Below are 24,893 nucleotides of genomic sequence, written 5' to 3'. Positions count from 1 at the left end.
CCGGTCTAGCGTGGCGGGTGAGCCCCATCACCCCATGACGCGGCTGGCAACGAACGCGACGACCAGGATGATCACTGCCCAGGCCGCTGCCATCCGCGCCTTGCTTTCGAAACTCAGGCCTTCGCCGCGCAGCGCGCGCACCGCCAGGAACAGCGATGCAGCAGCGACGATCAGCGAGACCAGCGTGTTCATAGCTCTACCTGCAAGCCATCATGCCCGACCGTTACGTGCGGCGGCACTTCCGCGCTGAGCGTGGCATAATCCAGGCTCTTGTCGAGATGCGTCAGCACGGCCCGGCGGGCCCGCGTTGCCTCGATCAGGTCCAGCGCCATGCCCAGGTGCGCGTGCGTCGGGTGCGGTTCACGGCGCAGGCAGTCCGATACCAGCAGGTCGACGCCGTAGAGCAGATCGACCATTTCTCCGGTGATCTCGCTGAAGTCTGTCGCGTAACCGATTGATTTTCCGTCCGCATCGAACCGGAACGCGGTGCTTTGCGCGTGGCCGTGCGGCATCTGGCACCAGCCCACGCCAAACCCGGCGCACATCCGCAGCCGGTCCAGCGTTTCCAGCGTGATGATCGTGGGATAGCCGAACTGCCCGGCAAAGACATAGCCGAAGCGCTGGCGCAGCCGCCGCGCGGTTTCATCGACGGCATAGCCGGGGATCGGCCCCGCGCGGCCATAGCGGAACGGGCGCAGGTCATCGATGCCGTGGCAATGATCGGCATGATCGTGGGTCCAGAACACGCCATCGATCCGGTCGATATCGTTGGCCAGCAACTGCGCGCGGCAATCGGTCGAGGTATCGACCAGCAGGCGGTTGCCGGCCGCGCTTTCGACGATGATCGACGCGCGCGTGCGGCGGTTGCGTGGTTCGGCCGGATCGCAATCGCCCCAATCGTTGCCAATCCGGGGCACGCCGGTCGACGTGCCGGAGCCGAGCATGATCAGCTTCACAGCCGCGCCTTGCTGAACAGTTTCAGGAAGTTGGCGGTGGTCACCTCTGCTAGCGCCTCGGCGCTGGTTCCGCGCAGATCGGCCACGAACCGGGCGGTATCGGCCACGAACGACGGTTCGCAGACTTTGCCCCGGTGCGGCACCGGCGCCAGGAACGGCGCGTCGGTTTCGACCAGCAGCCGGTCTTCAGGCACCTGCGCGGCTACGGCTTGCAAGTCCTTGGCATTCTTGAATGTCACGATGCCGGAAATCGAGATCGTCAGGCCGAGATCGAGCATTTTCGCCCCGAACTCCGCCGAAGCGGTGAAGCAGTGGATCAGCGCCGGAAAGGCCCCCTGCTCCATTTCCTCGGTCAGGATCGCGGCCGTATCGGCCTCCGCATCGCGGGTGTGGATGATCAGCGGGAGCCCCGTCTGGCGCGAGACGGCGATGTGGCGCCGGAACAGCGCCTGCTGCATCGCCCGGTCCGAATGATCGTAATAGTAGTCGAGCCCGGTTTCCCCGATGGCGATGACGCGCGGATGCTCGGCCGCCGCCAGCAGAGCCGCTTCGCCGAGGTCAGCGTGGCCATCGGCCTCATGCGGGTGGATGCCGACGCTGGCCCAGATGTCATCGTGCCGTTCGGTCGTGGCGACGACTTGTGCCCATTCGCGCTGCCGGGTCGAGATCGAAAGAAAGCCCCCCACCCCGGCGGCGCGCGCACGGTCCAGCACGGCGTCCTGATCCTCGACCAGCCCCTTGTATTCAAGATGGCAGTGGGAATCGATCAGCATCAGGCCGGCTCGGCAGGCAGTTCAAGCCGGGGGAACACGCCGACCGGCTGCGCCACGGTAAAGCCGGACGCGACCAGTTGTTCGAACCAATGGGCGTTGCCCAGTGCCGCAAAATCGCGCGCATCGGCAGCGATGCCGAGCTGGTCGAGCAACTTGTCGGCCGAGGCGGGAACCACCGGACGCACCGCGATCGCGAGCGTGCGCACGGCGCGCAGCAGCACCATCAGCACGGCTTCCATTCGCGCCGGATCGGTCTTGCGCAGGGTCCACGGGGCCTGTTCGTCGACATACTGGTTGCAGGCGAACACGGCGCGCATCCAGCTGTCGAGCCCGTCGCTGAAGGCCAGGTCCTCGAACGCCGTTTTCAGCGCGGCGACACCGGCGTCCACTTCGGCCAGCAAGGCGCGGTCCGCGTCGGCCAGCGGCTGATCGGCGGACAGTTTGCCGTCAAGGTTCTTGAAGATCATCGACAGCGAACGCTGCGCCAGGTTGCCGAAGCTATTCGCCAGTTCCGCATTGGCGCGGGTGACGATGGCCTCGGGCGAATAGCTGCCGTCCTGCCCGAAGGCGACTTCGCGCATCAGGAAATAGCGCAGGGTATCGACCCCAAACTGCTCCGCCAGCGCAATCGGATCGGTCACGTTGCCGAGCGATTTCGATTCCTTCTGCCCGCGGTTGAGCAGGAAGCCGTGGCCGAACACGCGCTGCGGCACGGGCAGCTGCGCGCTCATCAGGAAGGCCGGCCAGTAGATCGCGTGGAACCGGACGATGTCCTTGCCGATCAGGTGCAAGTTGGCTGGCCAGTATTTGGCGTAATCTCCTGTTTCATCGGGGAAACCCAGGCCGGTGATATAGTTGGTCAGCGCGTCGACCCAGACATACATCACGTGGCCGTCGCTGCCCGGCACCTTGATGCCCCAGTCGAAGCTGGTGCGCGATACCGACAGATCGCGCAGCCCGCCTTCGATGAACCGCAGGATTTCGTTGCGGCGGCTGTCGGGCTGCAGGAAATCCGGGTTGGCGTTCAGCAGGTCGAGCAGCGGCTGCGCATACTTCGACAGGCGGAAGAACCAGCTTTCCTCGACCGTCCACTCCACCGGGGTGCCCTGCGGCGAGAGCTTTTCGCCCCCTTCCCCGTCGACCAGCTCGCTAGCGTCGTAATAGGCTTCGTCGCGGACCGAGTACCAGCCCTCATAGCGGTCGAGGTAGAGATCGCCATTGGCCTCCATCCGCCGCCACAGTTCCTGCGTCGCGGCATGGTGGCGCGGTTCGGACGTGCGGATGAACACATCATAAGACACATTCAGTGCATCGCACATATCAATGAAATGTTGCGACATTTCATCGGCAAGCTGCTTTGGCGTGATGCCCAGGTCGCGCGCCTTTTGCGCCATCTTCAGCCCGTGTTCGTCAGTCCCGGTCTGGAACCGCACGTCGCGGCCCAGCTGGCGCTGGAAGCGGGCGATGACATCGGCGGCAATCGCTTCATAGGCATGGCCGATGTGCGGCTTGCCGTTGGGATAGCTGATCGCGGTGGTGATATAGAACGGTTCGGCCATGGCCGGGGCAGGTCTTTCGCAAATGGTCAGTGAGCCGCCTCTCTAGGCATCGCGGCCGATGCCAGCAACCCGCCAATTTCCATCGCCACCAGGGCGGGATCGAAGTTGTAGGTCGGCAACTGCGCCCCCAGCCGTACGAGTTCGCCGTGCGCGGCAATCACGCGGGCCTGCCGGGCGCGGTCCCCCAGCGGCAACTGCGCCGCGATGACCGCGCGGGCAAGCTCGCACACGGCCACCTGCCGCTCCCGGTCAGGCCGCGCGCCGATTTCCTCGGCCAGCGCGCCGCGCAGGGTGAAGCCGTGGTCGCCTTCCGCCAGAATCCGCAGCATCAGCGTGTGCAGCGCTCCCAGGTCCTGCGCCACAAAGTCCAGCGCCGCGCCGGGCGATCCTTCCGCCGCTGCCAGGGCCGCGGCGCGGGTCGCCGCGCTGGCCTCGGGCGCTTCGGCGCGCAGGATGCGGTCGATCGCGTCGGCGGGCAGCGGATCGAACCGCAGCGTGCGGCAGCGCGAGCGGATCGTCGGCAGCAGCCGTCCGGGCCGGTGCGCGACCAGCAGGAAGAACGTGCCGGCGGGCGGTTCCTCCAGGCTCTTGAGCAAGGCATTGCACGACGCCGTTTCCAGGCTGTCGGCGGGGTCGATGATCACCACCCGGCGGCTGCCCAGCGTCGGGCGGGTATTGAGCCGCCCCTGCATCCGGCGGATCTGGTCGATCGTGATGTTGCGCTTGACCGCATAGGGCTTGCCCTCGGCCTTCTTCTCCTCCTCCGTCTCGTTGGCGGGAAGGTGGTCCAGCACGATGATGTCGGGGTGATTGGCCGGATCGGGCTGGGGGACACCCGCCTCGCGCACCAGTTCGGCAGCGGCGGCACGGGCGAACAGCCCTTTGCCCACCCCCTTCATTCCGGCCAGAATCCAGGCGTGGTGCATCCGGGTTGACGTCATGGCGTCACGCCAGCTGCGCCAGGCATTGTCGTGGCCGATCAGGGTCATGGCAGCAGGCCCGCGAGTGCGGCCATGACGGCGCGGTGGACGTCCTCGGCGCTGCCATTGCCATCGATCCGGGCAAAGCGTGCGGGTTCCGCCTCGGCAAAGCGGGCGAAGGCGGCGGAGACCTTGGCGTGATAGTCCGCACCGCGTCCGCCGATCCGGTCGGCATTGCCCGCATCGCGCAAGTCCAGCCGGGCTGCCGCGGTTTCGGGCGAGACTTCGACCAGCAGGGTCAGGTCGGGCAGCAAGCCGCCGCTGCCGATCCGGTGCAGGTCCATCACCTCCGCGTCGGACAGCCCCCCGCCCCCGCCCTGATAAGCGCGGCTCGAATCGACGAAGCGGTCGCAGATCACCCACGCCCCGCGCTCGGTCGCGGGCAGGATCAGGCGCTCGACATGGTCAGAGCGGGCGGCGGCAAACAGCAGCGCCTCGGCCCGCGGGTGCCAGCCCTCGCCCTCGGTTCCGAGCAGCAGCGCGCGGATCGCCTCGGCCCCGGCGGTGCCGCCCGGCTCGCGAGTGACCACCACGTCCAGCCCGCGCGCGCGCAATGCTTCGGCCAGCAAGCGGGCCTGGGTGGACTTGCCCGCCCCTTCCCCGCCTTCAAGCGCGATGAATTTCCCCTTGGTCATTCCGCCAGCCCTAGCAGCCCATTGACCAGCCTGTCGATTGGCCCGGCGCGGCCGACGCTTTCCGAGGCGACCAGCGGCAGGAAATGCGCGGGCCGCCCGTCGATCCGCACTTCCAGTGCCCCCAGGGGCGTGCCGCTGGCAATCGGCGCGGGGACGGGGCCATCATAGACGATGCGGGTGGCGATGCGCGGCTGCGTGCCCTTGGGCACGGTCAGGCTGAAGGGCCGGGCCAGCGCCAGCGGAACGCTGCGCGCCGCACCGCCCTGGACCCGCGCGCGGCCGATCACCTGGCCCTGCGCCACGAACGGGCGGCTGTCCCACGCGGCATAGCCCCATTCGGCCAGCGCCCGCGCGGCTTCGGCCCGTCCGGCGTAGCTCGGCACGCCGCCCACCACCAGCACCAACCGCCGTCCGTCGCGCTCCACCGCGCCAAGGAAGTTGTAGCCCGCCTCGCGCGTGTGGCCGGTCTTGATCCCGTCCGCCCCGGTAACGACCCCGGCGAAGGGGTCGTGGTTGGGAAAACGCTGCCCCTGCCAGTCCATTGCGCGGTGGCCGAAATAGCGGCGGTAGAGCTGCGGGTGCTCGTGGATCAGCGCCCGTGCAAGGCGGACCATGTCGCGCGCGGTGACATAGGTCTTGCCCCCGTCGGGCCAGCCATTGGGGGTGTGAAACGCACTCCCGCGCATCCCCAGGCTGGCAGCGCGCTGGTTCATCCGCGCCGTCCATGCCGCCGTGCTGCCCAGCGCGGCTTCGGCCAGCGCAACCGAGGCATCGTTGGCAGACACGGTCGTCACGCCCAGCAGCAGCTCGCGTACGCGCACCTTCTGGCCGGGCTTGAGGTAAAGGCTGGTCCCCTGCCCCGCCCACTGCGCGGCGGTTTCCGGACGGACGGTGACTTCGGCGTTCTCATCCAGCTCGCCCGCCGCGATCAGATCGAACGCGAGCAGCGCGGTCATCGCCTTGGTCATCGACGCGGGCAGCAGGCGCCGCTCCGCATTGCGGGCATAGAGTGTCTGGCCGGCGCTGAGATCGACCAGCAAGGCGACCGGAGCCTGCTGGACGGCGGCCGGCAGCGGCATGGGCGCACCACTGGCGCCCACTCCGGCAGGCAGCATCAGCGCCAGCAGCAACAGCACGGTTTTCCTGGCCAAGTTCACTCCTGAGGCGGGCCGGAAACGCGCCCGGCCCGGCCACAGGGGCGGGTCAGTTGGCGCGCTGGATTCGCGCCTCGCTATACCCTGCCGCCTTGGCCTTCGCCAGCGCGGCCTGGGCTTCGGCCTGCGACGCGAACGGCCCCATCCGCACGCGCCAGACCGATCCGGCCTTGCTGACCTGACCGCCGGAGCGCTTGGCCACGGCATCGGCGCGGGCACGGTCGCCAAAGGCGCCAACCTGCACTACCAAAGCATTCGCGGGCATGGCGGGCGGCGGCGTGATCCGCTCCACCGCTGGCGGCGCTTCGGGGGCGATGCGCGGGATCTTGCCCTTGGGCGCGGGCTTTGCCACCGGCGCGGTCGAGGGCGTCGGTGTCGGCACCGGCACTGGCGTCGCCGCCGGCTGTGGGGCCGGCAGGCCCGGTCCGTCCAGCTTGCGGCGCAGCACGCCCAGCAGCGATTGCGGCGTGTCCATCCGCGCGGGCGCGGCCTGGCCCATGCGCAGCAGCGCGCGCTCCTGTTCAGGCGGATTGACCCGGCGCACCCGCACCGGCGCCTTGCCACCAGTCAGACCCAGCTGCGCGGCGGCGGCGGGCGACAGGTCCACCAGCCGGGCGTTCGTCATCGGCCCGCGCCGTTCCACCCGGACGAGGATCGTCTTGCCGGAATCGAGCGAGGTTACCTCGACATAGCTTGGCAGCGGCAGGGTGCGGTGCGAGGATGATACGCCCGCGCCCGCATCGGCGGCCACGCCGGCATAGCCCACTGCGTCATAGTTCATCACGTCGGCCGGGGTGTGGCTGACGCCTTCCACCGTATACGTCGGCCCCAGCACCATCGGGTAATCCCCGGCGGGACCGCTGGCGCGCGGCGGTGGCGGCAGATCGTTCGCGCCGCCCCCTCCGCCGCCACACGCGGCAAGCAGAATCAGGGCCATGAACGGCAGGCTTCGGTTAACGGGCAATCTCATCTGCTAATAACCCCACGGACAATGCGTAGTAGTTCGAGCAGTTGTATTGCAGGATAACCCTGTAATTCCCGGTTAACAGGAATGCGGAATTGCCGCGCCCGTCCGGTTCGATCAGCGTGGCCAGCGTATCGGCCCGCATCGGCCGCAGCGGGCGCACCCCCAGCGCCTGCCATTCCGCCACCGTTTTCCAGGCTGAATGACGCGCATGGACGCGCGGGCAACTGGGCGAATCCAGCCGGGTGGCAACCGGCGTGGCATCGAACCCGGCGGGCACCACCGCCTTCGCGCCCCAAGGCTCTCCCGTGCGCCAGCCGGAATCGCGGAAGTAGTTGGCGATGGAGGCCAGCGTATCGGCGCGGTCGTTCCAGATGTCGGCATCGCCATCCCCGTCGCCATCGCGGGCAAGGCGCAAGTAGACGCTGGGCAGGAACTGCGGATTGCCGAACGCCCCCGCCCAGCTGCCATAAAGCCGCTCGCGCGGGACGCCCCGGTCCACCATCTTGAGCAGCGCGATGAATTCGCTGGCGAACAGCTCGCGCCGCCGCCCTTCATAGGCCAGCGTGGCGAGCGAGCGGGCTAGATCGAAATCGCCCTTGTAGCGCCCGTAATTGGTCTCATGCCCCCAGATCGCCATGATGATCGGCGCGGGCACGCCATATTCGGCCTCGATCCCCGGCACGATGCCCGCCACGTTCTGCAGCATCGCCCGCCCGCCCGCGATCCGCGCGGCGTCAACGTGGGTGCGGATATAGGGCGCCAGCGCGGGCGGCGTGCCGGGAGTGGAGCCGGGCTGCGACCGGTCGAGCGCGATCACCCGCTGGTTGAGCGTCAACCCGCTGGTCATCCGCGCAATCGTCGCCTCGCTCACCCCCTCGCCCCGCGCGCGGGCGGCAAGCAGCTGGAGGTAGCCCTGAAACCCCGCCTCGTCATACGTCTGCGCCGCGACCGGCGCCGTTGGCGGCGAAAACACCAGCGCGGCCAGCCCCAGCGGCACCGCGAATTTCAGATTGCGCATCAGACCCATGCGCGATCTTTCGCACAGCATCGCAGGAATGGAAACGGCAAAGGGCGTGACATTCGCCCAAAGGCGCGCTAGCCGCGCCAGACCGGACAGGTGGCCGAGTGGTTTAAGGCAGCGGTCTTGAAAACCGCCGTGGGTGCAAGCTCACCGTGGGTTCGAATCCCACCCTGTCCGCCATATTGCAGTTATCGCTCACCCACCGGACATTGGACCAGCTTTTCCACCAGTCGGCGTAGTTCAACTGGCGCCGTATGTCCGGCAACCACTTCGTGATAGCCAATCCCGGCACGGCGCAGGGCTTCCTTTTTGACCGCGTCACGCGCCGCAGCCGTTCCCTGATGGTGTCCGGTGCCTTGATATTCAATCGCGTGGCGCGGCGTGCAAGAGCCATCCACCAGCAACAGGTCGACACGTTTCGAATTGATGCATCGGTAGGCGGCAGCGTCCTTGCTGCGCAATATTTCTCCCAGTGAAACCTGGGCCATCACCTGCCAATCCGGATTGCGGGCGATTACGTACTTGTCCAGTTCCTTGAAGACTCTTGTTTCGCTTTTATTCAACAATGGCTGAATCGCGAAATCCGCCCCCATCACAATCCGCAGTTGATCGGCCGCATCGGGTTGATCGGGTTTCAGGTAGGTTTCCGGCCTTGCCCACTTCTGCGGTGGCGGAGCATTCTTCCGAAACTTTGCGGGGCCCGCGCCTTTGCGTTGCCGCCATCTCTGCCAGCGCAGCTTGTTGGCGATGCGTTCAACCAGCATCCCTGAAATGGCTCCAACTGCCAGCAGCAGGATCAGCAAATGCGGTTTGGCGATGAGGGCGATGATTTCTGGTGGCATGAAGTTAAGTTCATCAAAACAGCAACATGCCGCCATCTCGTAGAACTACGAGTGCCGCGCCGGTTGGCAGCCGTTCGGCTAAGGACTAGCGTTGCAGCCGCGATGCGCTAGCCGTCGATATCACCCGATCTGGAAGAAGCCCCCATGACCCCGCAAGACCTCTATGCCGCGAAGCTGACCACGCCCGATGCGGCGGTGGCGGGGATCGCGTCGGGGATGAACGTCGCCATGGGCATGGCCGTGGCCGAGCCCCCTGCCCTGCTCGGCGCGCTGGCGCGGCGGGTGGAGGCGGCGGGGATTGGCGATCTGAAGCTGTGGTATTTCCATTCGCTGGAGGCGGCGGGCAAGACCGTGCTGCGGCGGGAATTGCTGGACCGGGTCACCCCGCGCTGCATGTTCCTGAGCGGGATCGAACGCGCGCTGATCAAGGGCGATCCGGGGCGGAGCGGCTATGGGCCGATCGATTTCGTGCCGGTGGCGTTCAGCGCCTCGCCCCGCGTGCTGGCGGAGCAGGCGGACCTTGACGTGTGCATCACCACCGTTTCACCAATGGACCGGCACGGCTGGTTCACGTTCGGAACCAGCAACGATTACACCTCCACCGCGGCGCGCAGCGCGCGGCGGTTGATCGTGGAAGTGAACCCGGCGATGCCGCGCGTGTTCGGGGAATCGCTGCTGCACGTCTCCGAAGTGGATGCCATCGTCGAGCATCATCAGGCGCTGCCGGAAATCTCCACCGGCCAGCCGAGCGCCGAGGAGGAGGCGATTGCCGCGATCATCGCCGGCATGATCGATGATCGCGCCTGCCTGCAGATGGGCATCGGCACGCTGCCCGCCGCTGTCTGCAGCCGGCTGGAGGACCGCCGGGACCTGGGCATCCATACCGAGCTGCTGACCCCGGCGCTGGTCCGGCTGATCCGCTGCGGCGCGGTGACCAACCAGGCCAAGACGACCTATCGCGGGCGCAGCGTGTTCACGTTCGCGATGGGCGATGCGCCGTTCTATGACTTCATCGATGACAACCCGGCGTTCCATTCGCTGCCGGTCCACCTGGTCAACGATCCGCGCCACATCGCCAAGAACGACCATGTCGTTTCGGTCAACGGGACGCTCCAGATCGATCTGGGCGGAGCCTGCAATTCGGAGCACTTGCTGGGGCGGCAGTATAGCGGATCGGGCGGCCAGCTGGATTTCGTGCGTGGAGCCACCGCATCGCGCGGGGGCAAGTCAATCATCGCCTGCCAGTCCACCGCGAGCGGCGGCACGGTATCGCGGATCGTGCCGACGCTGGACGGCCCGGTGACGACCCCGCGTAACGATACCCACATCGTGGTGACGGAATACGGCTGGGCCGACCTGCGCGGCAAATCAGTGCACCAGCGCGCCGACGCGCTGATCGCGCTGGCGCACCCGAAGTTCCGCGACGAGCTGGCCAACGGCTTGCGCTGACCGCTCGCCGGGGTGGCCGGTCAGGGCGCCTTCGCGCCTTCCGCCGGGGTGTTGGTCATCGGCGTTTCGGGCAGATTGACGTCGACCTTCGGTCCGGTGGGTTCCACGGCGAGATCGGTTTGCGCTGCTTCCGGGGCAGTCATCGCGTCGTCCGCAGACTTGCCGGTTTCTGCCGGGTCGCTGCACGCGGCCAGGGCCAGCGCGCCGAGCGGAGCGGCCAGGAACAGTCGAATACGCATCACGGTTCTCCTCTGATTGCCTCTACGGCCAAGGCTAAGGCCATGACGGTGGATAGGCAATCGGGATCAGCCGGTTGCGGCTCAGCGGCGGCCCAGCCCCAGGAAGCCCAGCGTATCGGTATCCAGCTTCATCCGCAGGGTCGCGAACAGGCCCTTGTCGGTGCTGCGCGCGGCGGAGAAGTCGCGGTCGCGGAAGCCGGAGATGTTGTAGCCCACGGTCAGCAACACGTCCCTGGTCGGGCTGATCCCGATCTGCGGGCCGAAGGCGAAGCTGGTGGTGTGGTCTGACAGGTTGCGGCGAACGGTGGCCTGCCCGCCGATTTCAACGTGCTCGCCCAGCCCAAGGCGCGCGTCGATCCCGCCGATCAGGGTCGTGCCCGCCAGGTCAAAGCCCTGATAGCGGTCAAAGTTGTGGCGCACGGCGGCGAACAGGCCGAGCTCATGGCGAGCGACGCGCTGGCCATCGACGGTGCCCTTGGGCGACCAGTTGGCCGAAAGCGCACCGATCACGCGGCGGGATTTCGCATCGCCATTCACCGTCAGTGCGCTGCGCCCGGCGGGGCCGGCCTCGCCCGCGACGGCGCCGGTCACGGCATCGCTGCGGAACTCGGCCTTGGCGAGGAACGCCAGGGCTGACTTGGCCGGGCGATAGGCGGCGGCGACGGCCCCGTCGAGGATCTCGCTGCTCATGCCGGTGGCGGTGCTGGCGCGGGTCCACATCACGCCCGAACCGACCATGCTGCCCTCGCCCAGCTGGCGGATCGTGCCGAACGTCACGCCCTTGCGGTCGGCCAGCTGGCCATCGCGCCATTCGCCGCGCAGGGTGCTGGTCCAGCGATCCTTGCGCCACGAACCGCCCAGCGTGATCGCGGTGAAGTCTTCCGCCACGGTGCCGGTTTCGCCCAGCGCGCCGCCGCTGCTGGCGGGTTGTGCGGGGTTGACCAGACGGGCCGCGTCAATGCCGCCCAGGGTCTTGCTGCTTTCCAGCGTGGCATCGATGGTCAGGGTCTTCGTCACCTCAAGCGACTGCGCGAGGCCGAAGGCGGCGAAGCTGCGCTTGCCATATTCGGTGATTGCCTGCTGGCCGACGCTGGAGAGCACCCGCGCGCCGTGCCAGGGCATCAGTTCGAACCCGACGCGCGCGGTGCGGGCATCGAGATCCGCGCCCTTGGCGATTTCATAGCTGCCGACCAGCTTGACCGCGCTGGTCAGCGCCAGACGGGCGGTCAGGCGGTGACGTTCCGGCAGGTCGATCGATTCCGCGTTGTCGAGCGCGATGCTGGTCGATCCGGTGACTTCCAGCTTGTTGTTCAGCAAGCGCTGGGTCACGCCGCCTTCCAGCACGGTGGAACTGGCGGTGGTGCCATCGGCAAGCCGATCGCGCATCATCGCCACGCCCAGCCGCGCGTCGGTGCGCTTGGAGCGATAGAGCGTGCCGAGCTGCACCGCGGTGCGGCTGGCGGCGTCGGTCAGGCTGTCGTCGTGCCAGCTGCTGGTGGTGAGCGCGAGTGCCTCATTGACCTGATAGCGGGCATCGACGCCGATCTTGCGGCGGCCGCGTTCCGCGCCGCTCATCTGGCCGACGCCGAAATCGGCCGCGGCGGAGCGGGCATAGGCGATCACGTCCAGCTTGCCGTCATGGTGCTCGGCCTCGACCAGCCAGGCGCTGGCGTTGCCGCCATTGGCAAAGCTCATCCCCGCTTCGGCGCGCAGTTCGGTGTTTTCGCCGAGACGCAGCCGCGCATCCACTGCGCCCAGGTTGGTGCGCACGGTGTTGCCCGCGCTGGCGCCGGTATCGGTAATCGCGCTGGCGCCGATCCGCAGCTTGCCGTTGGCGCTGGTATAGTCGGCGCGCAGGCCCGCGTTGATCTCTCCCCCACGCACCGTTTCGTCGAGTTCGTAGTCGATGACGATGATCTGCGGGTTGAGCGCTTCATCGCGGCTCATCACCGGTTCCTTGAAGGTGATGGTCCCGGCCAGCAGGTCGAGGTCATAGTCGATGAAGCGCGACAGGGTGCGGCGGCTGACCAGCACTTCGGAGCGGAACCGATCGCGCACTTCGATGCTGACCTGTTCGCTGTTGGCAATGATCGCGCGGCTGGAGAGGCGATAGGGGCCACTGATCCCGCCGCCCTGGATCTCGTCCCGGCGATGGGTCGAGGCGATCTTCGCGGCAAAGCCCTGCGCGTGGAAGCCGCCCAGGTTGGCTTCGGCCTTGAACCCGGTCGCGGCGCGCTGATAGCGGGCCAGCTGGGTCTGGTCGAAGCCGGTGTCGAAATCGCCATAGAGCGCATAGAACGCGGCGCTTTCGATGCGGACGTAAAGCTTTTCGCGGCTGGCGGCATCGAACCGGCGGTCCGATCCATCGGCGAACACGGTGTAATAGGCCTTGGGATCGATTGCGCCCAGCAGGCGCTGGTCGTCGCGCTGCTTGGCGCTGTCATAGGCAGCGGTCAGCAGGAAGCGGCCCAGCACGCGGCCCTTGGTATAGAACGCGACGCGCGCGTTCTGGCCCAGGTCGCTGTCGAACCGGCCGGTGCGCTGCATGTTGTCCGCCACGGTGCGCGCGCCGACCGAACCTTCGGCCAGGCCGACCAGCGTCCAGGGCTGTTCGCCCGGCACGACCCACGCGTCCAGCTGCTGGCGGCGGCGCTGGGTATCGTCGGTGAAGGTGAAGTCGAGGTGCAGCTTGCCGCTGACCATTGTGGGAGCCAGTTCAACCAGCGCGATGCCGTTGTCACCCTTCACCACCCAGCGCGGCGCGGCCCGGCCCTGCCCCGACAGCGCGCGCGCCTGCATCAGGTCCAGCGCCTCGGCGCTTTCATAGGGCGCGCTCAGCTTGAACTCGCCGGAAATGCCATCGTGCACCGGGCGGCCATTGCGGTCGAGAATGCGCAGCGCCAGCACCGGGCGGCTGGTGCCGTCGGCGATCAGGCGCGACTGCGCGGGCAGCCATTCCACGCGCGCGGGCTTGGCAGCGTAATGCACCGGGCGGTGCAGTTCGGTGGCAACCGATCCATCGGCATTGATCACGCGGGCGGTCAGGCGGGTAACGTCGCCTTCCAGCGGGATCGAGCGCCAGACGCTGACCGCAAAGCCGCGCGGCGACTTCTTGAGGCCATCGAACGCCACCTTGTCGACCGGCTGGCCATCGACCAGCAGTTCCACCGTCTGGTTGGCGCGGTGGCGCACCACCACGCGCACGGCCGGCGCGCGCGGGTTGTGGTCAAGCGCGGGGAACAGGAACTCGGTCGGGCCATCGCCCAGCGCCATCCAGTCGGTATCGCCACCCGCAGCCGCGCGATCTTCTGCCGCAGCGGCCTTTTCGTCCTGTTTTTTCGTTTCGTCAGAGCGCTTTGCTGCCAGCTTATAAGGCAATGTGGCGGAAAAATCGGCCACGACCAGGCTGCCGCCCTGCCCGATCACGAAGCGCGAGCTGGCGCTGCCCGCGCTGCGGGTGGAGCGGGCGCAATCGACGAACTCGCCGCCCTTGGGCAGAGTGTTGCTGAGCGCCTGCACGACATGGGTGCCGGGCGTCAGGGCGTCGAAGTGATAGCGGCCATCGGCATCGGTCACCGCGAAGCTGCCGTCTTCCAGCACCAGCCGGACACCGGGGATGCCGACCGGCTCGGCGCTGGCATCGCAGCCGCCATCGGTGATCCGCCCGATCAGCGTCATCCGCGCGGCCAGGTTGTCCTGTCCGATCCGCAGCATCGCGCTGGCGACCGAGCTGCGCCCCAGCGCATCGCTGGCGACCGCGCGGTTCAGCGCCTGGCCCGCCGGGGCATCGGCGCGCACGGTCATGGCATAGGTAACGGTCCGCACCGCGCCGGGGGCAACGTCGCCCAGCGCGACGGTCAACACGCGGCCATCGGCGCTGACCCGGACCGCGCCCGGCGCAGCAGCGCCGTCAAGGCGCACCGTGTCGGCCCGCAGGCGCAGCAGCGCGGACGGCGTATCGACCAGCGTGACGGCCCGCTTGGTGCGGATATCAGGGTTGCGGGCGGTGACGGTGTAGAACACGACATCGCCCGGCAGCGCCAGCGGGCGCGAGACGGACTTGGTCAGCGCGACCGAGACCGGCGGCGCATCGACCGGAATGTCGACCCGCACCGGGGTCGGGCTCGTCAGCGCGAAGGCGCGGCCCCACGAAGCATCGGACAGTTCCAGCGGACCGCCATCGGGGCGGCGCAGGCCGGCCAGCTGCGGCAGCGTCGTGGCGGACGGCGCGCTGTAGGGTGCGGGCGGCGCGACGACCAGGCGGTACTGGCCCAGCGGCGCCAGCGGAAAACGGTATTCGCCCGGCAGCATCGGCCAGACATTGCCCGCGCCGTCCGTGATCGGCTGGCCGGAAATGACGCTCGACGGCCAGGGGGTCACCCCGTCATCCGCGAACACGCGAGCCGGGGCGCCGGTGGCGGCATCGACCAGCGAGACGCGCGCGCCGTCAACCGGGCGGCCGTCTTCGCTATCGAACACCAGGCCCAACGGATCGGCCAGCACTTCGACCTGCGCGGTGGCCAGCACATTAGTGTTGCCGGTCTTCACGCATTCGATGGAAATCGTATCGCCGGGCGAAACGCTCAAGCGGCAATCGCCCTGCACCGGGCTGGGCGGGATCGCGGCCGTCGGGATCGCGCCAATGAACACACCGCTGTTGGACGCGGTTTCGAACACCTGCAGCTGTTCACGGTCGCCCGATGCGGTCGTCAGGGTCGCGGTGACGCTGTCGATGGCATTGGGGTTGGTGTTGGCAGCAGGTGCGACCAGGCGGAAGAACAGCGTGGTGCCGATCTTCAGCGTGGTCGATTGTTCAAGCGAGGCGACGACAGTGTTGCCGTCCAGTCCGCCGGGGACGGTCACGGTGGCACCGCCGCAGCGCGAGGGGTTGAAGGCCAGTTGCTGGCCGCCATTGCCCTTGGGCACGAACGTGTCGATCGTCCCGCCGCCGACGGGGGCCAGTTCGATCGCCACCGGATTGGAACGGACCGAGAAATCGCGGCCCTGCTCGGACCAGCTCGCCCCGGCAATGTTGGTAATGGTCTGCGCCCGCACCTGCGATGCAGGCGCGATCAGCAGCATGACCGCCAGCAGCAGGGCGGCGATGACAGAGCTGATGGATTTGGGTGCGACCATGGTTTTGTCTGTAAATGGCGGAGCAGCCGGCTGTGCCGTCCTGCTCCGCCACTTTCGTCAGTTGATCGTTGCGCGGAAGCGCAGCGTCTTGGTTTCACCGCCGGCCACGCTGGAAAGCGTGCCGCTGACAGTGTTGGAAGCGAACGAGCCGCCGGCACTGCCGTCCTCGTTGCAAGCGCCGCCCGTCACCGATCCGTTCAGATAGGTGCTGCTGGTGATGTAGGTCACCTCACCCGGCAACGGGTCAGAGATGGCCACGTCGGTCGCGGTCTGGCTGCCGCCCGCATTGGCGACGATGATGCAGTATTCGATGACTGCACCCGGGATCGCCTTGGGGTTGGTGGTCAGGTTCACCGGGTCGCTGATCAGGCGGCTGGTCTTGGTGATGGTGAGCGAGGCGGTGTAGACGGTGAAGTCGTCCTTGGCCGAATGCTTGCCATCGTTGGCCGCGTCGGTTGCCCCCGCCACATCGGCAAAGACAGTGTCCATGCCCGAGGTGTTGGCGCCCGATGTCTGGGCCAGCACGGCATCCAGCGAACCGACCGTCCCGCTCGACGCCGTGGCGCTGCCATGCGCGGTCGCGGTCAGGGTCAGGGCCGAGAACGCGCCGTTGGTCAGGCTGAGCGGAATGTCGGCCAGCACGAACACCGTCTTGCTGGCATCCGGCGCCAGCTCGTCCAGGTAGGTCACCTGCTGGTCGGTGCCGGCATCGTAGACGCCGTTGTTGTTGGTATCGACATAGATCGCGACGTTGCTCGTGTCGAAGCTGTCGGTGCCGGTGTGGGCGCCCGATCCGCCGGTCGCCACCTGGGCCACCGCCAGCGCGAAATCGAGCGTGGCGTTGGACTGGTTGGTCACCTGGAACGTCGTCACCGCGGCTTCCTGGCCGGGCGAAACGGTCGTCGTGGTCATGTCGCCGCTTTCGGCGACGACGAACGCGACCTTGCGGTCAACCGTGAAGGTATCGCTCGCACCGGTCGAGGTCTGGCTGATCCCGCCGACCTGATAGTTGACGGTCACGGTATTGGTAATGGAAGATCCTGCCAGCGTACCCGACGCCAGCGCAGGACTCGCGCCGAGGGCAACAAGGGCGATCGCCCCGGCTCCTCCCAGCAGTCTCACTGACTTATTCATTGCATGGTCCCCATAGTTCAGTTTCGGCCCCGATCCCTTCCGCCCTGGGGCCGCGGCGGTTCAACCGCTGGTCAGCGGACGATAGCGTTGTAGGTGAGCGTCCCGGTCGTGCCGGGGTTCAGCACCGGCAGCGTCCAGCGGACGTGCGTGACATCGGAATGGAGCGCGGCACGCTGGCCGCCCTTGCCATCGGCGACCTGGAGCGCGCCGAGCTTGCCCCAGGTCTTGCCGCCGTCGACCGACACGTCGAACGTGGCCGCGCCGTCCGGAGCGAGCATCACGCCCGCCGGGATCGGATTGGTCACGACGAAGTTGTCGACCTTGTCCGTGCTGGTGTTGCGATACTGCGTGGAGAAGGTCAGCCGGTCGCCCGGCACGACGACCTGCGGCTTGATCCAGCTGCGGGTTTCCTTGCCGTTCTCGACCACGACTTTCTCGACCTTCACGTCGCCGATCAGTTCGACCGGCTGCGGGTTGGCCACGGCCAGGGCCGGGGTGGTCAGGGCGCAAGCCGCGAATGCGGTCATGCCGATGAACGAAGCGATCCAGTTGGCCTTCATGGCGATGCTCCTCAGTTGATCTTGACGTCGAACTTGACGGTCTTGGTGGTCCCACCGGCAACGGTGCCCAGATCCACGTCGATGCCGCTGGCACCGGCCACGCCGGCGTCCGCATCGGCCGCGTCGGTCAGGCTTGCGCCGTCGAGTTTCAGGCTGCTGACCTGGTAGGTCGTGCCGGCCGGGATGATATCGGTCACGTGCAGGCCCTCGGCCTGGCCGGTGCCGCTCACCGTGGCGACGAGGGTATAAGTGATGACCGCGCCCGGAACCGGCTGCGAACCACCGAACGGGTCTACGATCGAAGCCGACTTGGCCAGCGCGACTGTCGCCAGGCTGGCGATCATCTGGTCGGTGGCGTTGTCGCTCGCGCCGGACGCGCCAACCACGGCGTCGCCGCCGCCCTCGCCCTGCCCGGTGAACACGGTGCCGGGCGTGCCGGTGCCGGTTACCGCGTCGGCGGTCAGGCGGACCTGGCTGCTCTGGCCATCGGTGGCCCCGGCGGGCAGCGTGACGATCACGAACACCTTCAGCGAGGCATCGGCCGCCAGGCTCGACGTCGCGCCACCATTGGTGATCACGGTATCGACGCCCGCATCGTACGTGCCGTTGCCGTTGCTGTCATAGGCGATGGTCTGGACCACCGCGTCAAACCCGTTGCCCGCCACGGCCGGATCGACCGTCACGTTGAAGGCCTCACCACCGTTGCCGGTGTTGGTGATCGAGTATTCCAGCACCACGCTGGTCGATCCCGCCGTGACGGGCGTGGTCGTCAGCCCGGCGACGGCGACGTCAAGCAGCTCGTCCACCTTGACGGTGACGGTGTTCGACGAAACCGACCCGCTGGCGGTGCCGGACGAGTACGTCGCCGAAGCGGTATTTTCGATCAAAGTGCCCGCCAGCACCCCGGCGGCCTGCGCGGCCTGGGGAACGATGGCAAACGTAAACCCGGCGGTAACCGCAGAGGTTAGGCGAAGAATGGTGATGTGACCCTGTTTCATGCTGTTTCCCATAGGGTTAAGTGGTTAACGAACCCCCAATTCCACCTTGAAATCATTCAAAGAACGGTGGTTTCGGAAGAAATTAAAGGAAGGGCGTCAGGCGCCGGCGGATTTGCTCGCTCGGCCATATCCAGAACTTTGCATCGGCTTGCTCGAATCAATACGAGAATGATGATCTAAATATCAGAAATATATTACTGAATGGTGGTTCTGAACTTGATCGCGAAGCTGGCTCCACCGGTCAGCGTGGCGGCTGCAGCGCCAATCGTGGTGCCGCTGATTCCGGCTCCGAAGGGATCGCCCTCATCGGCACCGGTCGCGTCATCGTCCTCGGCGGTGGTCGCGGCCGCGCAGCTGGGGCCTGACGTCAGGCTGCCGGGCACATATGTGACATGGGGCGGCAGCGGATCGGTTGCCGTCACGTTGGTCAGCGTCGCCGTGCCGGTGTTGCTGACTAGGATGCAGTATTCCATGACGCCACCGGGGATCGCCTTGGGCGCGCTGGCCAGGTTGACCGGATCGCTGATCACGGCGCTGACCTTGGTCACGCTGATGCTGGCGCTGGGGCGGCACAGGGTGATGTCGTGGATCTCGATCCCCTGCTGGCCCGGATCGCCGGGTGCCAGCGCATGGTCGCCATATTCCAGCACGATCGTGTCGATCGGCGCGGCGAACGTAACGACCACATTGCCGTTGGCCTGGGTGTCCGTCGACAGCGCATCGCCATAGGCGGAATTGCCGATCACATAGTTGGCAATGCCGTTGGTCAGCGTCGGCAACACCGTCGCGCCGTTCAGGCGGCCGGTGACGGTTACCTTGTCCGCAAACTGGTTGGCGGCAAAGTCGACGTCGAAAATGGTGAACTGCGCGCCTTCCGCAACGTTGCCCAGCGCGATGGTGGAGGTAACCACCGTGTTCCGGCTGGGCAGATCGACCAGCTGGATCAGTGCCATCTGCGGCACGGCCAGCCCGCCGGTGATCGCGTTGGTCAGCGCCGGGGACTGCCCGCCGTACGTGGCGTTGTTGAGGAACAGGCCGGGGTTGACGATCGTGAAGCCGATCGAGCCGAACCCGGCTAGGCTGTAGCTGCCCGTGGTGTTCCCGGCCGCCCAGCTCTGGCTGTCCCAGTCGAACAGGCTCGACCCGTTCGGGCAGATCAGCATCGGCGGCGTACCGGCGGTGCGGGTGCCCGGCACGGCCAGCGTGACGGAGGCATCGTCGTCCTCAGTGGTGGAGCCGTTGCCGGGCGTCGAATCGAAATCGACCACCGACGATGCGCTGACCTCGGCGTCGAAGGCGATGCTGGTGCCCGCCCCGACATTGACCGTTGCGACGATGCTCAGCGAGCGGCTCTGCCCCGCCGTCAGCGAACCCACCGACCACAGCCCGGTCGCGCTGTTGTAGGTGCCCGTTCCGCTGTGGCTGACATAGGTCAGGCCCGGCGGCAGCAGGCCCGCAACCGTCACGCCGCTGGCCGCGGTGGGCGATGCCGCCGCGTTGGTGACCGTCAGGGTAAACGTCACGTTCGATCCGGCCGAGGGCGCGGTATTGCTGGCGGTCATGCCCAGCGACAGGTCGGCATAGCTGGCCGGCGGCTGCGTCAGGTAGAGATCGGCCTGGTAGAAGGTGCCCGAATCGCCCGAATACTGGTCGCAGATTTCCAGCGTCCAGGTGCCCGATGCGTTCTGCCCGTCGAACGCGTTGAGGGCATTGAGCGGGCGGAAGGTTGCGGCATAGGGCGGGACGCTGGTGGTGGCGGTGGCGGTGGCATTGGCGGTGTAAGTGGGAATGCCGGCGCTCGCCTCGTCGTCGAACAGCGCGTTGAAGTTCTGCGCGGCCCCGGCGGTGGCGCTGTCGGTGAGCTGGATGCGCGTACCTGCTGGTGAGCGCAGAAACATCGCCAGGTCCCCGCGATAGGTGTGCGCCACCAGCACGCCGACATTGACGTCGGCGACGGTGAAGCTCGTCCCCACCGAAAAGGTGCGCTTGAACGTGTTGGTGCACGGGGTTGCCGAACTGTTGATCCCGCCCGCCGCGCTGTCGGTGGTGTTGGTGTAGCGGGTTACGGTCTGCGCCCCGGCGACCGATCCGAAGGACAGGACGGCCAGCGCGATCGCCAGCAGCCGGAACAGCGCCGTGCATGCGCGGATCACCGCGTGCGGATTCTGGAAGAGTTGCGACCTCATGTCGCGGTTAACTGGACGATAAGGGTAAATACGGTGTTAAACAGACCCGAAAATCAGCAGTTCGGGCGGCATGACGTCACCGCCAAGCTGCTGAAGTCACATCGAAAGCGTCTTTTCCCCTCTGCCGCGCACGATCTTCGACAATCGTTAACCCCGCGTGCGCCAATGCTGGCTGCAACGAGAATCGCGCGACAGCGATTCCGCTTTGGGTCCGATCAATACCGGGAGTTTTCCTTGTCCAGCGTTTCAGCCGACAATAGCGGCGATCCGCCCCGCGCACGCGAAGAGCGCGCCGCCCTCACCCTGCTGTGCGAAGTGCGCCAGGGCACCAGGCCGTGGCGGATGGTGCGGCTTGACGACCTGTCTCCGCAAGGCTTCCGGATCGCGTGGTTTCCCAACGTCACGACCGAGTTGCCGCTGCGCATCCGCATTCCGGGGATGCAGCTGCTCTCAGCCGAGATCCGCTGGCAGTCGAACGCCGCGATCGGCTGCGCGTTTGCGGAACCGCTGCACGTCGCGGTGTTCGATCATCTGGTCAGGAAGGCCAATCCCACCTTCTAGGCGGGACTGGCCGTCACCATTCTAGAAGTGCAGCGCCCGGCCATAGGCTGACAGCACGCTTTCGTGCATCATTTCCGACAGGGTGGGATGCGGGAACACCGTGGCCATCAGCTCGGCCTCGGTCGTTTCCAGCGTCTTGCCCACGACATAGCCCTGGATGAGTTCCGTCACTTCCGCGCCGATCATGTGCGCGCCCAGCAGCTCGCCAGTGGCGGCATCGAACACCGTCTTCACGAAGCCTTCGGGCTCGCCCAGGGCAATCGCCTTGCCATTGCCGATGAACGGGAAATTGCCGACCTTGACGGTGTAGCCCGCTTCCTTGGCCTTCGCCTCGGTCAGGCCGACACTGGCGATCTGCGGGTGGCAATACGTGCAGCCCGGAATGTTGCGGCGATCCATGGCGTGCGGGTGGACATCCTTGTTGCCCAGTGCCTGCGCGATGGCTTCGGCAGCGATCCCCCCTTCGTGGCTGGCCTTGTGCGCCAGCCACGGCCCCGGCGTGACATCACCGATGGCCCAAACGCCCGGAACGTTGGTGCGGCCCATGGCGTCAATCGCGATAATCCCGCGCTCCGCCTTGATGCCGAGCTGCTCCAGCCCGATGTTCTCGGTGTTCGGAACGATCCCGACCGCGACGATCACGTGGCTGAAATCGGCGCTGGTGACCTTGCCGCCCTTGTCCTTCAGCCTGGCCTTCACGCCGGTGGCCGTCACGTCCAGCGCCTCGACCCCGGCCCCAGTCATGATCGTCATGCCCTGCTTGACCAGTGCCTTTTCAAGGAAGCTCGAAACGTCCGCATCTTCCACCGGAACGATCCGGTCCATCATCTCAACGACGGTAACTTCGGCTCCCATGTCATTGTAGAAGCTGGCAAATTCGATCCCGATCGCACCCGATCCGATCACCAGCAACTTGCTCGGCAATTCGGACGGCGTCATCGCGTGGCGATAGGTCCATACGCGCTTGCCATCGGCCTTGGCGAACGGCAGATCGCGCGCCCGCGCGCCGGTGGCGATGATCACGTGCTTCGCCGTCAGCGTTTCCGTGCCTTTCGCGCCGGTCACTTCCAGCTTGCCGGGCGCGGTCAGCCGCCCCTCACCCATATGGACGGCGATCTTGTTCTTCTTCATCAGGTGCGTGACGCCCTGGTTGAGCTGCTTGGCCACCCCGCGCGAGCGGGCGACCACTGCGCTGAGGTCCGCGCTGATCCCGGTTGCCGCCAGGCCATAGTCCTTGGCGTGCTTCATCTGGTGGAACACTTCGGCCGAACGCAGCAGCGCCTTGGTCGGGATGCAGCCCCAGTTGAGGCAGATCCCGCCCAGGTTCTCGCGTTCGACAATCGCGGTCTTCAGGCCCAGCTGCGCACAGCGGATCGCCGAGACATACCCGCCAGGACCCGAACCCAGCACCACGACATCGTATTGTTCAGCCATACCTACTCCGATTGCGTGACCGCACGCGGGCGATCATCTTCGCCCAGCAGCACGAACTTGAATTGACCGCGCGCCACATCGACCGTGGCCTCGCCATTGCGTTCCCGGCCGACCCCGCGCGCGGCGATCGTCAGCGAAGTGGTCCCGGTGGCGACGATTTCGGCATAGACCGACAACTCGTCGCCCACCGCCATCACGCCGGGGAAAGTGAAATCCGTGGCATGGACCACCACGGCCTTGCCCTGCCCGCGCCGCGAGGCCAGCGACCCCGCGCCCAGCGCCAGCTGGCTCATCAGCCAGCCGCCGAACACGCCCCCGTAGGGGTTGAGGTCGGTCGGCATGGCCGTTACGCGGATGACCAGTTCCTCGGCCACCGGCGGATCAGGCGACCAGCGCGAGCGGCTGCTCGACCAGGGTCTTGAACGCCTGCATCAGCTGCGCCCCGTCCGCCCCGTCGATTGCGCGGTGATCGAAGCTGCCGGTGACCGACATCACCGTGGCCACCGCCAGCGCGCCATCGACCACGTAAGGCCGCTGCTCGCCCGCACCGACCGCCAGGATCATCGCCTGCGGCGGGTTGATGACAGCGTCGAACTGCTTGATCCCGAACATCCCCAGATTGGACAGGCTGGCCGTGCCGCCCTGATATTCGTGCGGCATCAGCTTGCCTTCGCGGGCCTTGTCGGCCAGCACCTTCATTTCCTTCGAAATCTGCGAGACGGTCTTGGCCCCGGCATCGACGATGATCGGCGTGATCAGGCCCGACGGCGCAGCCACCGCGACCGAGATGTCGCTGCGGCTGAACTTGCGCAGTTCGTCGCCGGCAAAGCTGACATTGCACTTCGGAACGACTTCAAGTGCTTTTGCCAAGGCCTTGATAAGTAGGTCATTTACCGAAAGCTTCACACCCTGCACTTCCAGCGCCCTGTTCAACTCGCCGCGCAGCTTCAGCAGCGCGTCGAGCCGCACGTCGACGGTCAGGTAGATGTGCGGGATGGTCTGCTTGGCTTCGGTCAGACGGCGCGCGATGGTCTTGCGCACGTTGTTGAGCTTTTCCGCCTCGAACGGAATGCCGAAGTCCGGGGTCGGGGCGGCCGCAGCCGGCGCAGTGCTGGCAGGTGTGGCAGTCGCCGGTGCGGGCGCTGCACCGGGCGTGGCGGCTTCGACGTCGGCCTTGACGATCCGTCCGCCGGGGCCGCTGCCCTTCATGCCCGCCAGGTCAACGCCCTTGGTGGCGGCAATCCGCTTGGCCAGCGGCGAAGCGACCACGCGGTCCCCGCTCGCCTTGACGGGCGCGGCAACCGGAGCGGCTGCCGGCGCAGGCGCGGCGGCAACCACCGGCGCCGGCGCCGATGCCGCAGCAGCGGGCTTGGCGGCGGGCGCGGGGCTGGCACCTTCGCCATCCCCGGCCAGCGTGGCAATCACGGTGCCGACTTTCACGCCCTCGGTCCCTTCGGCCACCGCGATGGAGGCGATCACGCCCTCGTCCACGGCTTCGAATTCCATCGTCGCCTTGTCCGTCTCGATCTCGGCCATGATGTCACCGGACGACACCTTGTCACCCACCTTGACCAGCCATTTGGCCAGGGTGCCTTCTTCCATGGTCGGCGACAGCGCGGGCATCTTGATTTCGATCGGCATGGATTTTCGTTCCGGTCCTCTTGAGGGGGCGCGTTTGACGCTACGTCTCTGGCCAAAATGGTCGCTCAGGGCAAGGTGCTTGCGCCGAATACGTTTGTATCGGATATGTCAATCCCAAGGGGAGGCTGAATGCGCGTCTATCTGGTCATCATGGATGAAACCGACGAGGCGAGCGTGGCCTTGCGCTTTGCCGCGCGCCGGGCCGCTCGCACGGGCGGAACGGTGCATCTCCTCGCGCTCATCCCGCGCCAGCCGTTCGTTGCATTCAGCGGCGTGCAGGCCACCATCGAGGAAGAAGCCCGCGCCCGCGCGGAAGCGCTGGTGACTTCGGCCGCCGGGAGCCTGATGGGCGATGCGCCCAATCCGCCCGCGATTGCGGTGCGGCAGGGAGACGGCGTGCAGGTGATCCGCGAATACCTGACCGAGCACCCAGAAGTCTCCGCACTCGTGCTGGGCGCGGCGGCCAGTGGCGGCCCCGGCCCGCTGGTGCAGCATTTTACCGGCACGGCCGGACAGCTGCCCTGCCCGCTCTACATAATTCCCGGCAACATCGGCGAGGCCGACCTCGAACGACTCTGCTGAGCCTAGAGCACTTTCCGACCAATCCGGGTCCCCGTGATTGCGTCAGGAAGGTTTTCGGCAAGAAGCGTTGCGCCGGGCCAAAATCG

Annotated in this window: 22 protein-coding genes and 1 tRNA gene; 4 read left to right on the top strand and 19 right to left on the bottom strand. The window is 66.9% G+C overall.

From position 1 onward, the window contains the following. Positions 1-27 precede the first annotated feature (27 nt). From IE113_RS07910 to IE113_RS07870, 9 genes are read right to left on the bottom strand one after another with little or no spacing between them, the layout of a single operon-like run. On the bottom strand, positions 28-192 hold the full coding sequence (locus IE113_RS07910; protein ID WP_189540197.1) for a hypothetical protein: 165 nt from the start codon (positions 190-192) through the stop codon (positions 28-30). After that, complete coding sequence (locus tag IE113_RS07905) at positions 189-956, bottom strand: MBL fold metallo-hydrolase (protein ID WP_189540195.1); 768 nt, start codon at positions 954-956, stop codon at positions 189-191. Before IE113_RS07905 ends, IE113_RS07910 begins: the two co-directional genes overlap by 4 nt. Then, positions 953-1,729: a TatD family hydrolase gene (locus tag IE113_RS07900; RefSeq protein ID WP_189540193.1), complete on the bottom strand. Its 777-nt coding sequence runs from the start codon at positions 1,727-1,729 to the stop codon at positions 953-955. The genes IE113_RS07905 and IE113_RS07900 overlap by 4 nt, the downstream gene beginning before the upstream one ends. Continuing rightward, positions 1,729-3,288, bottom strand: coding sequence for a methionine--tRNA ligase (metG, locus tag IE113_RS07895; protein WP_189540191.1), 1,560 nt, complete (start codon positions 3,286-3,288; stop codon positions 1,729-1,731). The genes IE113_RS07900 and metG overlap by 1 nt, the downstream gene beginning before the upstream one ends. A 26-nt stretch (positions 3,289-3,314) precedes the next feature. Beyond that, entirely contained in the window at positions 3,315-4,277 is a 963-nt protein-coding gene (locus IE113_RS07890; protein WP_189540189.1) for a DNA polymerase III delta subunit-related protein, read from the bottom strand. Continuing rightward, positions 4,274-4,903 (bottom strand): dTMP kinase, encoded by a 630-nt coding sequence (gene tmk, locus IE113_RS07885; RefSeq protein ID WP_189540187.1) that lies wholly within the window; start codon positions 4,901-4,903, stop codon positions 4,274-4,276. The genes IE113_RS07890 and tmk overlap by 4 nt, the downstream gene beginning before the upstream one ends. Beyond that, positions 4,900-6,054, bottom strand: coding sequence for a D-alanyl-D-alanine carboxypeptidase family protein (locus tag IE113_RS07880; protein WP_189540185.1), 1,155 nt, complete (start codon positions 6,052-6,054; stop codon positions 4,900-4,902). The genes tmk and IE113_RS07880 overlap by 4 nt, the downstream gene beginning before the upstream one ends. A gap of 52 nt (positions 6,055-6,106) precedes the next feature. Next, the gene (locus tag IE113_RS07875; protein WP_229822203.1) at positions 6,107-6,994 is read right to left on the bottom strand and encodes a septal ring lytic transglycosylase RlpA family protein; all 888 of its coding nucleotides are present in this window, start codon (positions 6,992-6,994) and stop codon (positions 6,107-6,109) included. Positions 6,995-7,010: 16 nt separating this feature from the next. After that, complete coding sequence (locus IE113_RS07870; RefSeq protein ID WP_189540181.1) at positions 7,011-8,051, bottom strand: lytic murein transglycosylase; 1,041 nt, start codon at positions 8,049-8,051, stop codon at positions 7,011-7,013. Between the two features lie 84 nt (positions 8,052-8,135). Between IE113_RS07870 and IE113_RS07865 the strand changes: the two genes are divergently transcribed. After that, positions 8,136-8,225 (top strand) — tRNA-Ser (locus tag IE113_RS07865). 8 nt (positions 8,226-8,233) lie between these two features. On the opposite strand, the gene IE113_RS07860 is transcribed toward IE113_RS07865, so the two are convergent. Beyond that, positions 8,234-8,887, bottom strand: coding sequence for a DUF2726 domain-containing protein (locus tag IE113_RS07860; RefSeq protein WP_229822201.1), 654 nt, complete (start codon positions 8,885-8,887; stop codon positions 8,234-8,236). 144 nt (positions 8,888-9,031) lie between these two features. Here IE113_RS07860 and IE113_RS07855 point away from each other — a divergent pair, with 144 nt between their 5' ends. Beyond that, positions 9,032-10,336, top strand: coding sequence for an acetyl-CoA hydrolase/transferase family protein (locus tag IE113_RS07855; RefSeq protein ID WP_189540176.1), 1,305 nt, complete (start codon positions 9,032-9,034; stop codon positions 10,334-10,336). A gap of 20 nt (positions 10,337-10,356) precedes the next feature. Here IE113_RS07855 and IE113_RS07850 read toward each other — a convergent pair whose 3' ends face one another. The 6 genes from IE113_RS07850 to IE113_RS07825 all read right to left on the bottom strand — a co-directional run bounded on the left by IE113_RS07850 (position 10,357) and on the right by IE113_RS07825 (position 20,589). Beyond that, a complete protein-coding gene (locus tag IE113_RS07850; protein ID WP_189540174.1) occupies positions 10,357-10,575 on the bottom strand; it encodes a hypothetical protein in 219 nt (72 codons plus the stop codon). An 81-nt stretch (positions 10,576-10,656) separates the two neighbouring features. Continuing rightward, positions 10,657-15,711 carry a DUF11 domain-containing protein gene (locus tag IE113_RS07845; protein WP_189540172.1) on the bottom strand — a complete coding sequence of 1,685 codons (5,055 nt, stop codon included), beginning with the start codon at positions 15,709-15,711 and terminating at the stop codon, positions 10,657-10,659. A gap of 57 nt (positions 15,712-15,768) precedes the next feature. Beyond that, complete coding sequence (locus tag IE113_RS07840; RefSeq protein WP_229822200.1) at positions 15,769-16,833, bottom strand: DUF11 domain-containing protein; 1,065 nt, start codon at positions 16,831-16,833, stop codon at positions 15,769-15,771. Positions 16,834-16,916: 83 nt separating this feature from the next. Then, positions 16,917-17,405, bottom strand: a complete 489-nt coding sequence (locus IE113_RS07835; RefSeq protein ID WP_189540167.1) for a DUF11 domain-containing protein — start codon at positions 17,403-17,405, stop codon at positions 16,917-16,919. 11 nt (positions 17,406-17,416) lie between these two features. After that, positions 17,417-18,403: a DUF11 domain-containing protein gene (locus tag IE113_RS07830; RefSeq protein WP_189540165.1), complete on the bottom strand. Its 987-nt coding sequence runs from the start codon at positions 18,401-18,403 to the stop codon at positions 17,417-17,419. Between the two features lie 194 nt (positions 18,404-18,597). Beyond that, the gene (locus IE113_RS07825; RefSeq protein WP_189540163.1) at positions 18,598-20,589 is read right to left on the bottom strand and encodes a proprotein convertase P-domain-containing protein; all 1,992 of its coding nucleotides are present in this window, start codon (positions 20,587-20,589) and stop codon (positions 18,598-18,600) included. 234 nt (positions 20,590-20,823) lie between these two features. Here IE113_RS07825 and IE113_RS07820 point away from each other — a divergent pair, with 234 nt between their 5' ends. Further along, on the top strand, positions 20,824-21,150 hold the full coding sequence (locus tag IE113_RS07820; protein WP_229822199.1) for a PilZ domain-containing protein: 327 nt from the start codon (positions 20,824-20,826) through the stop codon (positions 21,148-21,150). A gap of 21 nt (positions 21,151-21,171) precedes the next feature. Here IE113_RS07820 and lpdA read toward each other — a convergent pair whose 3' ends face one another. The 3 genes from lpdA to IE113_RS07805 are packed head-to-tail and all read right to left on the bottom strand — an operon-like array spanning position 21,172 to position 24,225. After that, positions 21,172-22,584 carry a dihydrolipoyl dehydrogenase gene (lpdA, locus tag IE113_RS07815; protein WP_189540161.1) on the bottom strand — a complete coding sequence of 471 codons (1,413 nt, stop codon included), beginning with the start codon at positions 22,582-22,584 and terminating at the stop codon, positions 21,172-21,174. A 2-nt stretch (positions 22,585-22,586) separates the two neighbouring features. Beyond that, positions 22,587-22,925 (bottom strand): acyl-CoA thioesterase, encoded by a 339-nt coding sequence (locus IE113_RS07810; RefSeq protein ID WP_189540693.1) that lies wholly within the window; start codon positions 22,923-22,925, stop codon positions 22,587-22,589. A gap of 40 nt (positions 22,926-22,965) precedes the next feature. Then, positions 22,966-24,225 carry a pyruvate dehydrogenase complex dihydrolipoamide acetyltransferase gene (locus IE113_RS07805; protein WP_189540158.1) on the bottom strand — a complete coding sequence of 420 codons (1,260 nt, stop codon included), beginning with the start codon at positions 24,223-24,225 and terminating at the stop codon, positions 22,966-22,968. Positions 24,226-24,354: 129 nt separating this feature from the next. Here IE113_RS07805 and IE113_RS07800 point away from each other — a divergent pair, with 129 nt between their 5' ends. Further along, the gene (locus tag IE113_RS07800) at positions 24,355-24,807 is read left to right on the top strand and encodes a universal stress protein (protein WP_189540156.1); all 453 of its coding nucleotides are present in this window, start codon (positions 24,355-24,357) and stop codon (positions 24,805-24,807) included. The last annotated feature ends 86 nt before the right edge of the window (positions 24,808-24,893 follow it).

This window comes from Novosphingobium arvoryzae (genome assembly GCF_014652615.1).
Classification (GTDB): Bacteria; Pseudomonadota; Alphaproteobacteria; order Sphingomonadales; family Sphingomonadaceae; genus Novosphingobium; species Novosphingobium arvoryzae.
The sequence above is the reverse complement of the archived record's forward strand: the minus strand, read 5'-3'. Positions and strand labels throughout refer to the sequence as shown.

Excerpts from the sequence above, each read along its gene's own strand:
- IE113_RS07910 (WP_189540197.1), bottom strand. The coding sequence starts at position 192 with ATGAACACGCTGGTCTCGCTGATCGTCGCTGCTGCATCGCTGTTCCTG.
- IE113_RS07900 (WP_189540193.1), bottom strand. The coding sequence starts at position 1,729 with ATGCTGATCGATTCCCACTGCCATCTTGAATACAAGGGGCTGGTCGAG.
- metG (WP_189540191.1), bottom strand. The coding sequence starts at position 3,288 with ATGGCCGAACCGTTCTATATCACCACCGCGATCAGCTATCCCAACGGC.
- IE113_RS07890 (WP_189540189.1), bottom strand. The coding sequence starts at position 4,277 with ATGACCCTGATCGGCCACGACAATGCCTGGCGCAGCTGGCGTGACGCC.
- tmk (WP_189540187.1), bottom strand. The coding sequence starts at position 4,903 with ATGACCAAGGGGAAATTCATCGCGCTTGAAGGCGGGGAAGGGGCGGGC.
- IE113_RS07875 (WP_229822203.1), bottom strand. The coding sequence starts at position 6,994 with ATGGCCCTGATTCTGCTTGCCGCGTGTGGCGGCGGAGGGGGCGGCGCG.
- IE113_RS07870 (WP_189540181.1), bottom strand. The coding sequence starts at position 8,051 with ATGGGTCTGATGCGCAATCTGAAATTCGCGGTGCCGCTGGGGCTGGCC.
- IE113_RS07860 (WP_229822201.1), bottom strand. The coding sequence starts at position 8,887 with ATGCCACCAGAAATCATCGCCCTCATCGCCAAACCGCATTTGCTGATC.
- IE113_RS07855 (WP_189540176.1), top strand. The coding sequence starts at position 9,032 with ATGACCCCGCAAGACCTCTATGCCGCGAAGCTGACCACGCCCGATGCG.
- IE113_RS07850 (WP_189540174.1), bottom strand. The coding sequence starts at position 10,575 with ATGCGTATTCGACTGTTCCTGGCCGCTCCGCTCGGCGCGCTGGCCCTG.
- IE113_RS07845 (WP_189540172.1), bottom strand. The coding sequence starts at position 15,711 with ATGGTCGCACCCAAATCCATCAGCTCTGTCATCGCCGCCCTGCTGCTG.
- IE113_RS07835 (WP_189540167.1), bottom strand. The coding sequence starts at position 17,405 with ATGAAGGCCAACTGGATCGCTTCGTTCATCGGCATGACCGCATTCGCG.
- IE113_RS07830 (WP_189540165.1), bottom strand. The coding sequence starts at position 18,403 with ATGAAACAGGGTCACATCACCATTCTTCGCCTAACCTCTGCGGTTACC.
- IE113_RS07825 (WP_189540163.1), bottom strand. The coding sequence starts at position 20,589 with ATGAGGTCGCAACTCTTCCAGAATCCGCACGCGGTGATCCGCGCATGC.
- lpdA (WP_189540161.1), bottom strand. The coding sequence starts at position 22,584 with ATGGCTGAACAATACGATGTCGTGGTGCTGGGTTCGGGTCCTGGCGGG.
- IE113_RS07810 (WP_189540693.1), bottom strand. The coding sequence starts at position 22,925 with ATGCCGACCGACCTCAACCCCTACGGGGGCGTGTTCGGCGGCTGGCTG.
- IE113_RS07805 (WP_189540158.1), bottom strand. The coding sequence starts at position 24,225 with ATGCCGATCGAAATCAAGATGCCCGCGCTGTCGCCGACCATGGAAGAA.
- IE113_RS07800 (WP_189540156.1), top strand. The coding sequence starts at position 24,355 with ATGCGCGTCTATCTGGTCATCATGGATGAAACCGACGAGGCGAGCGTG.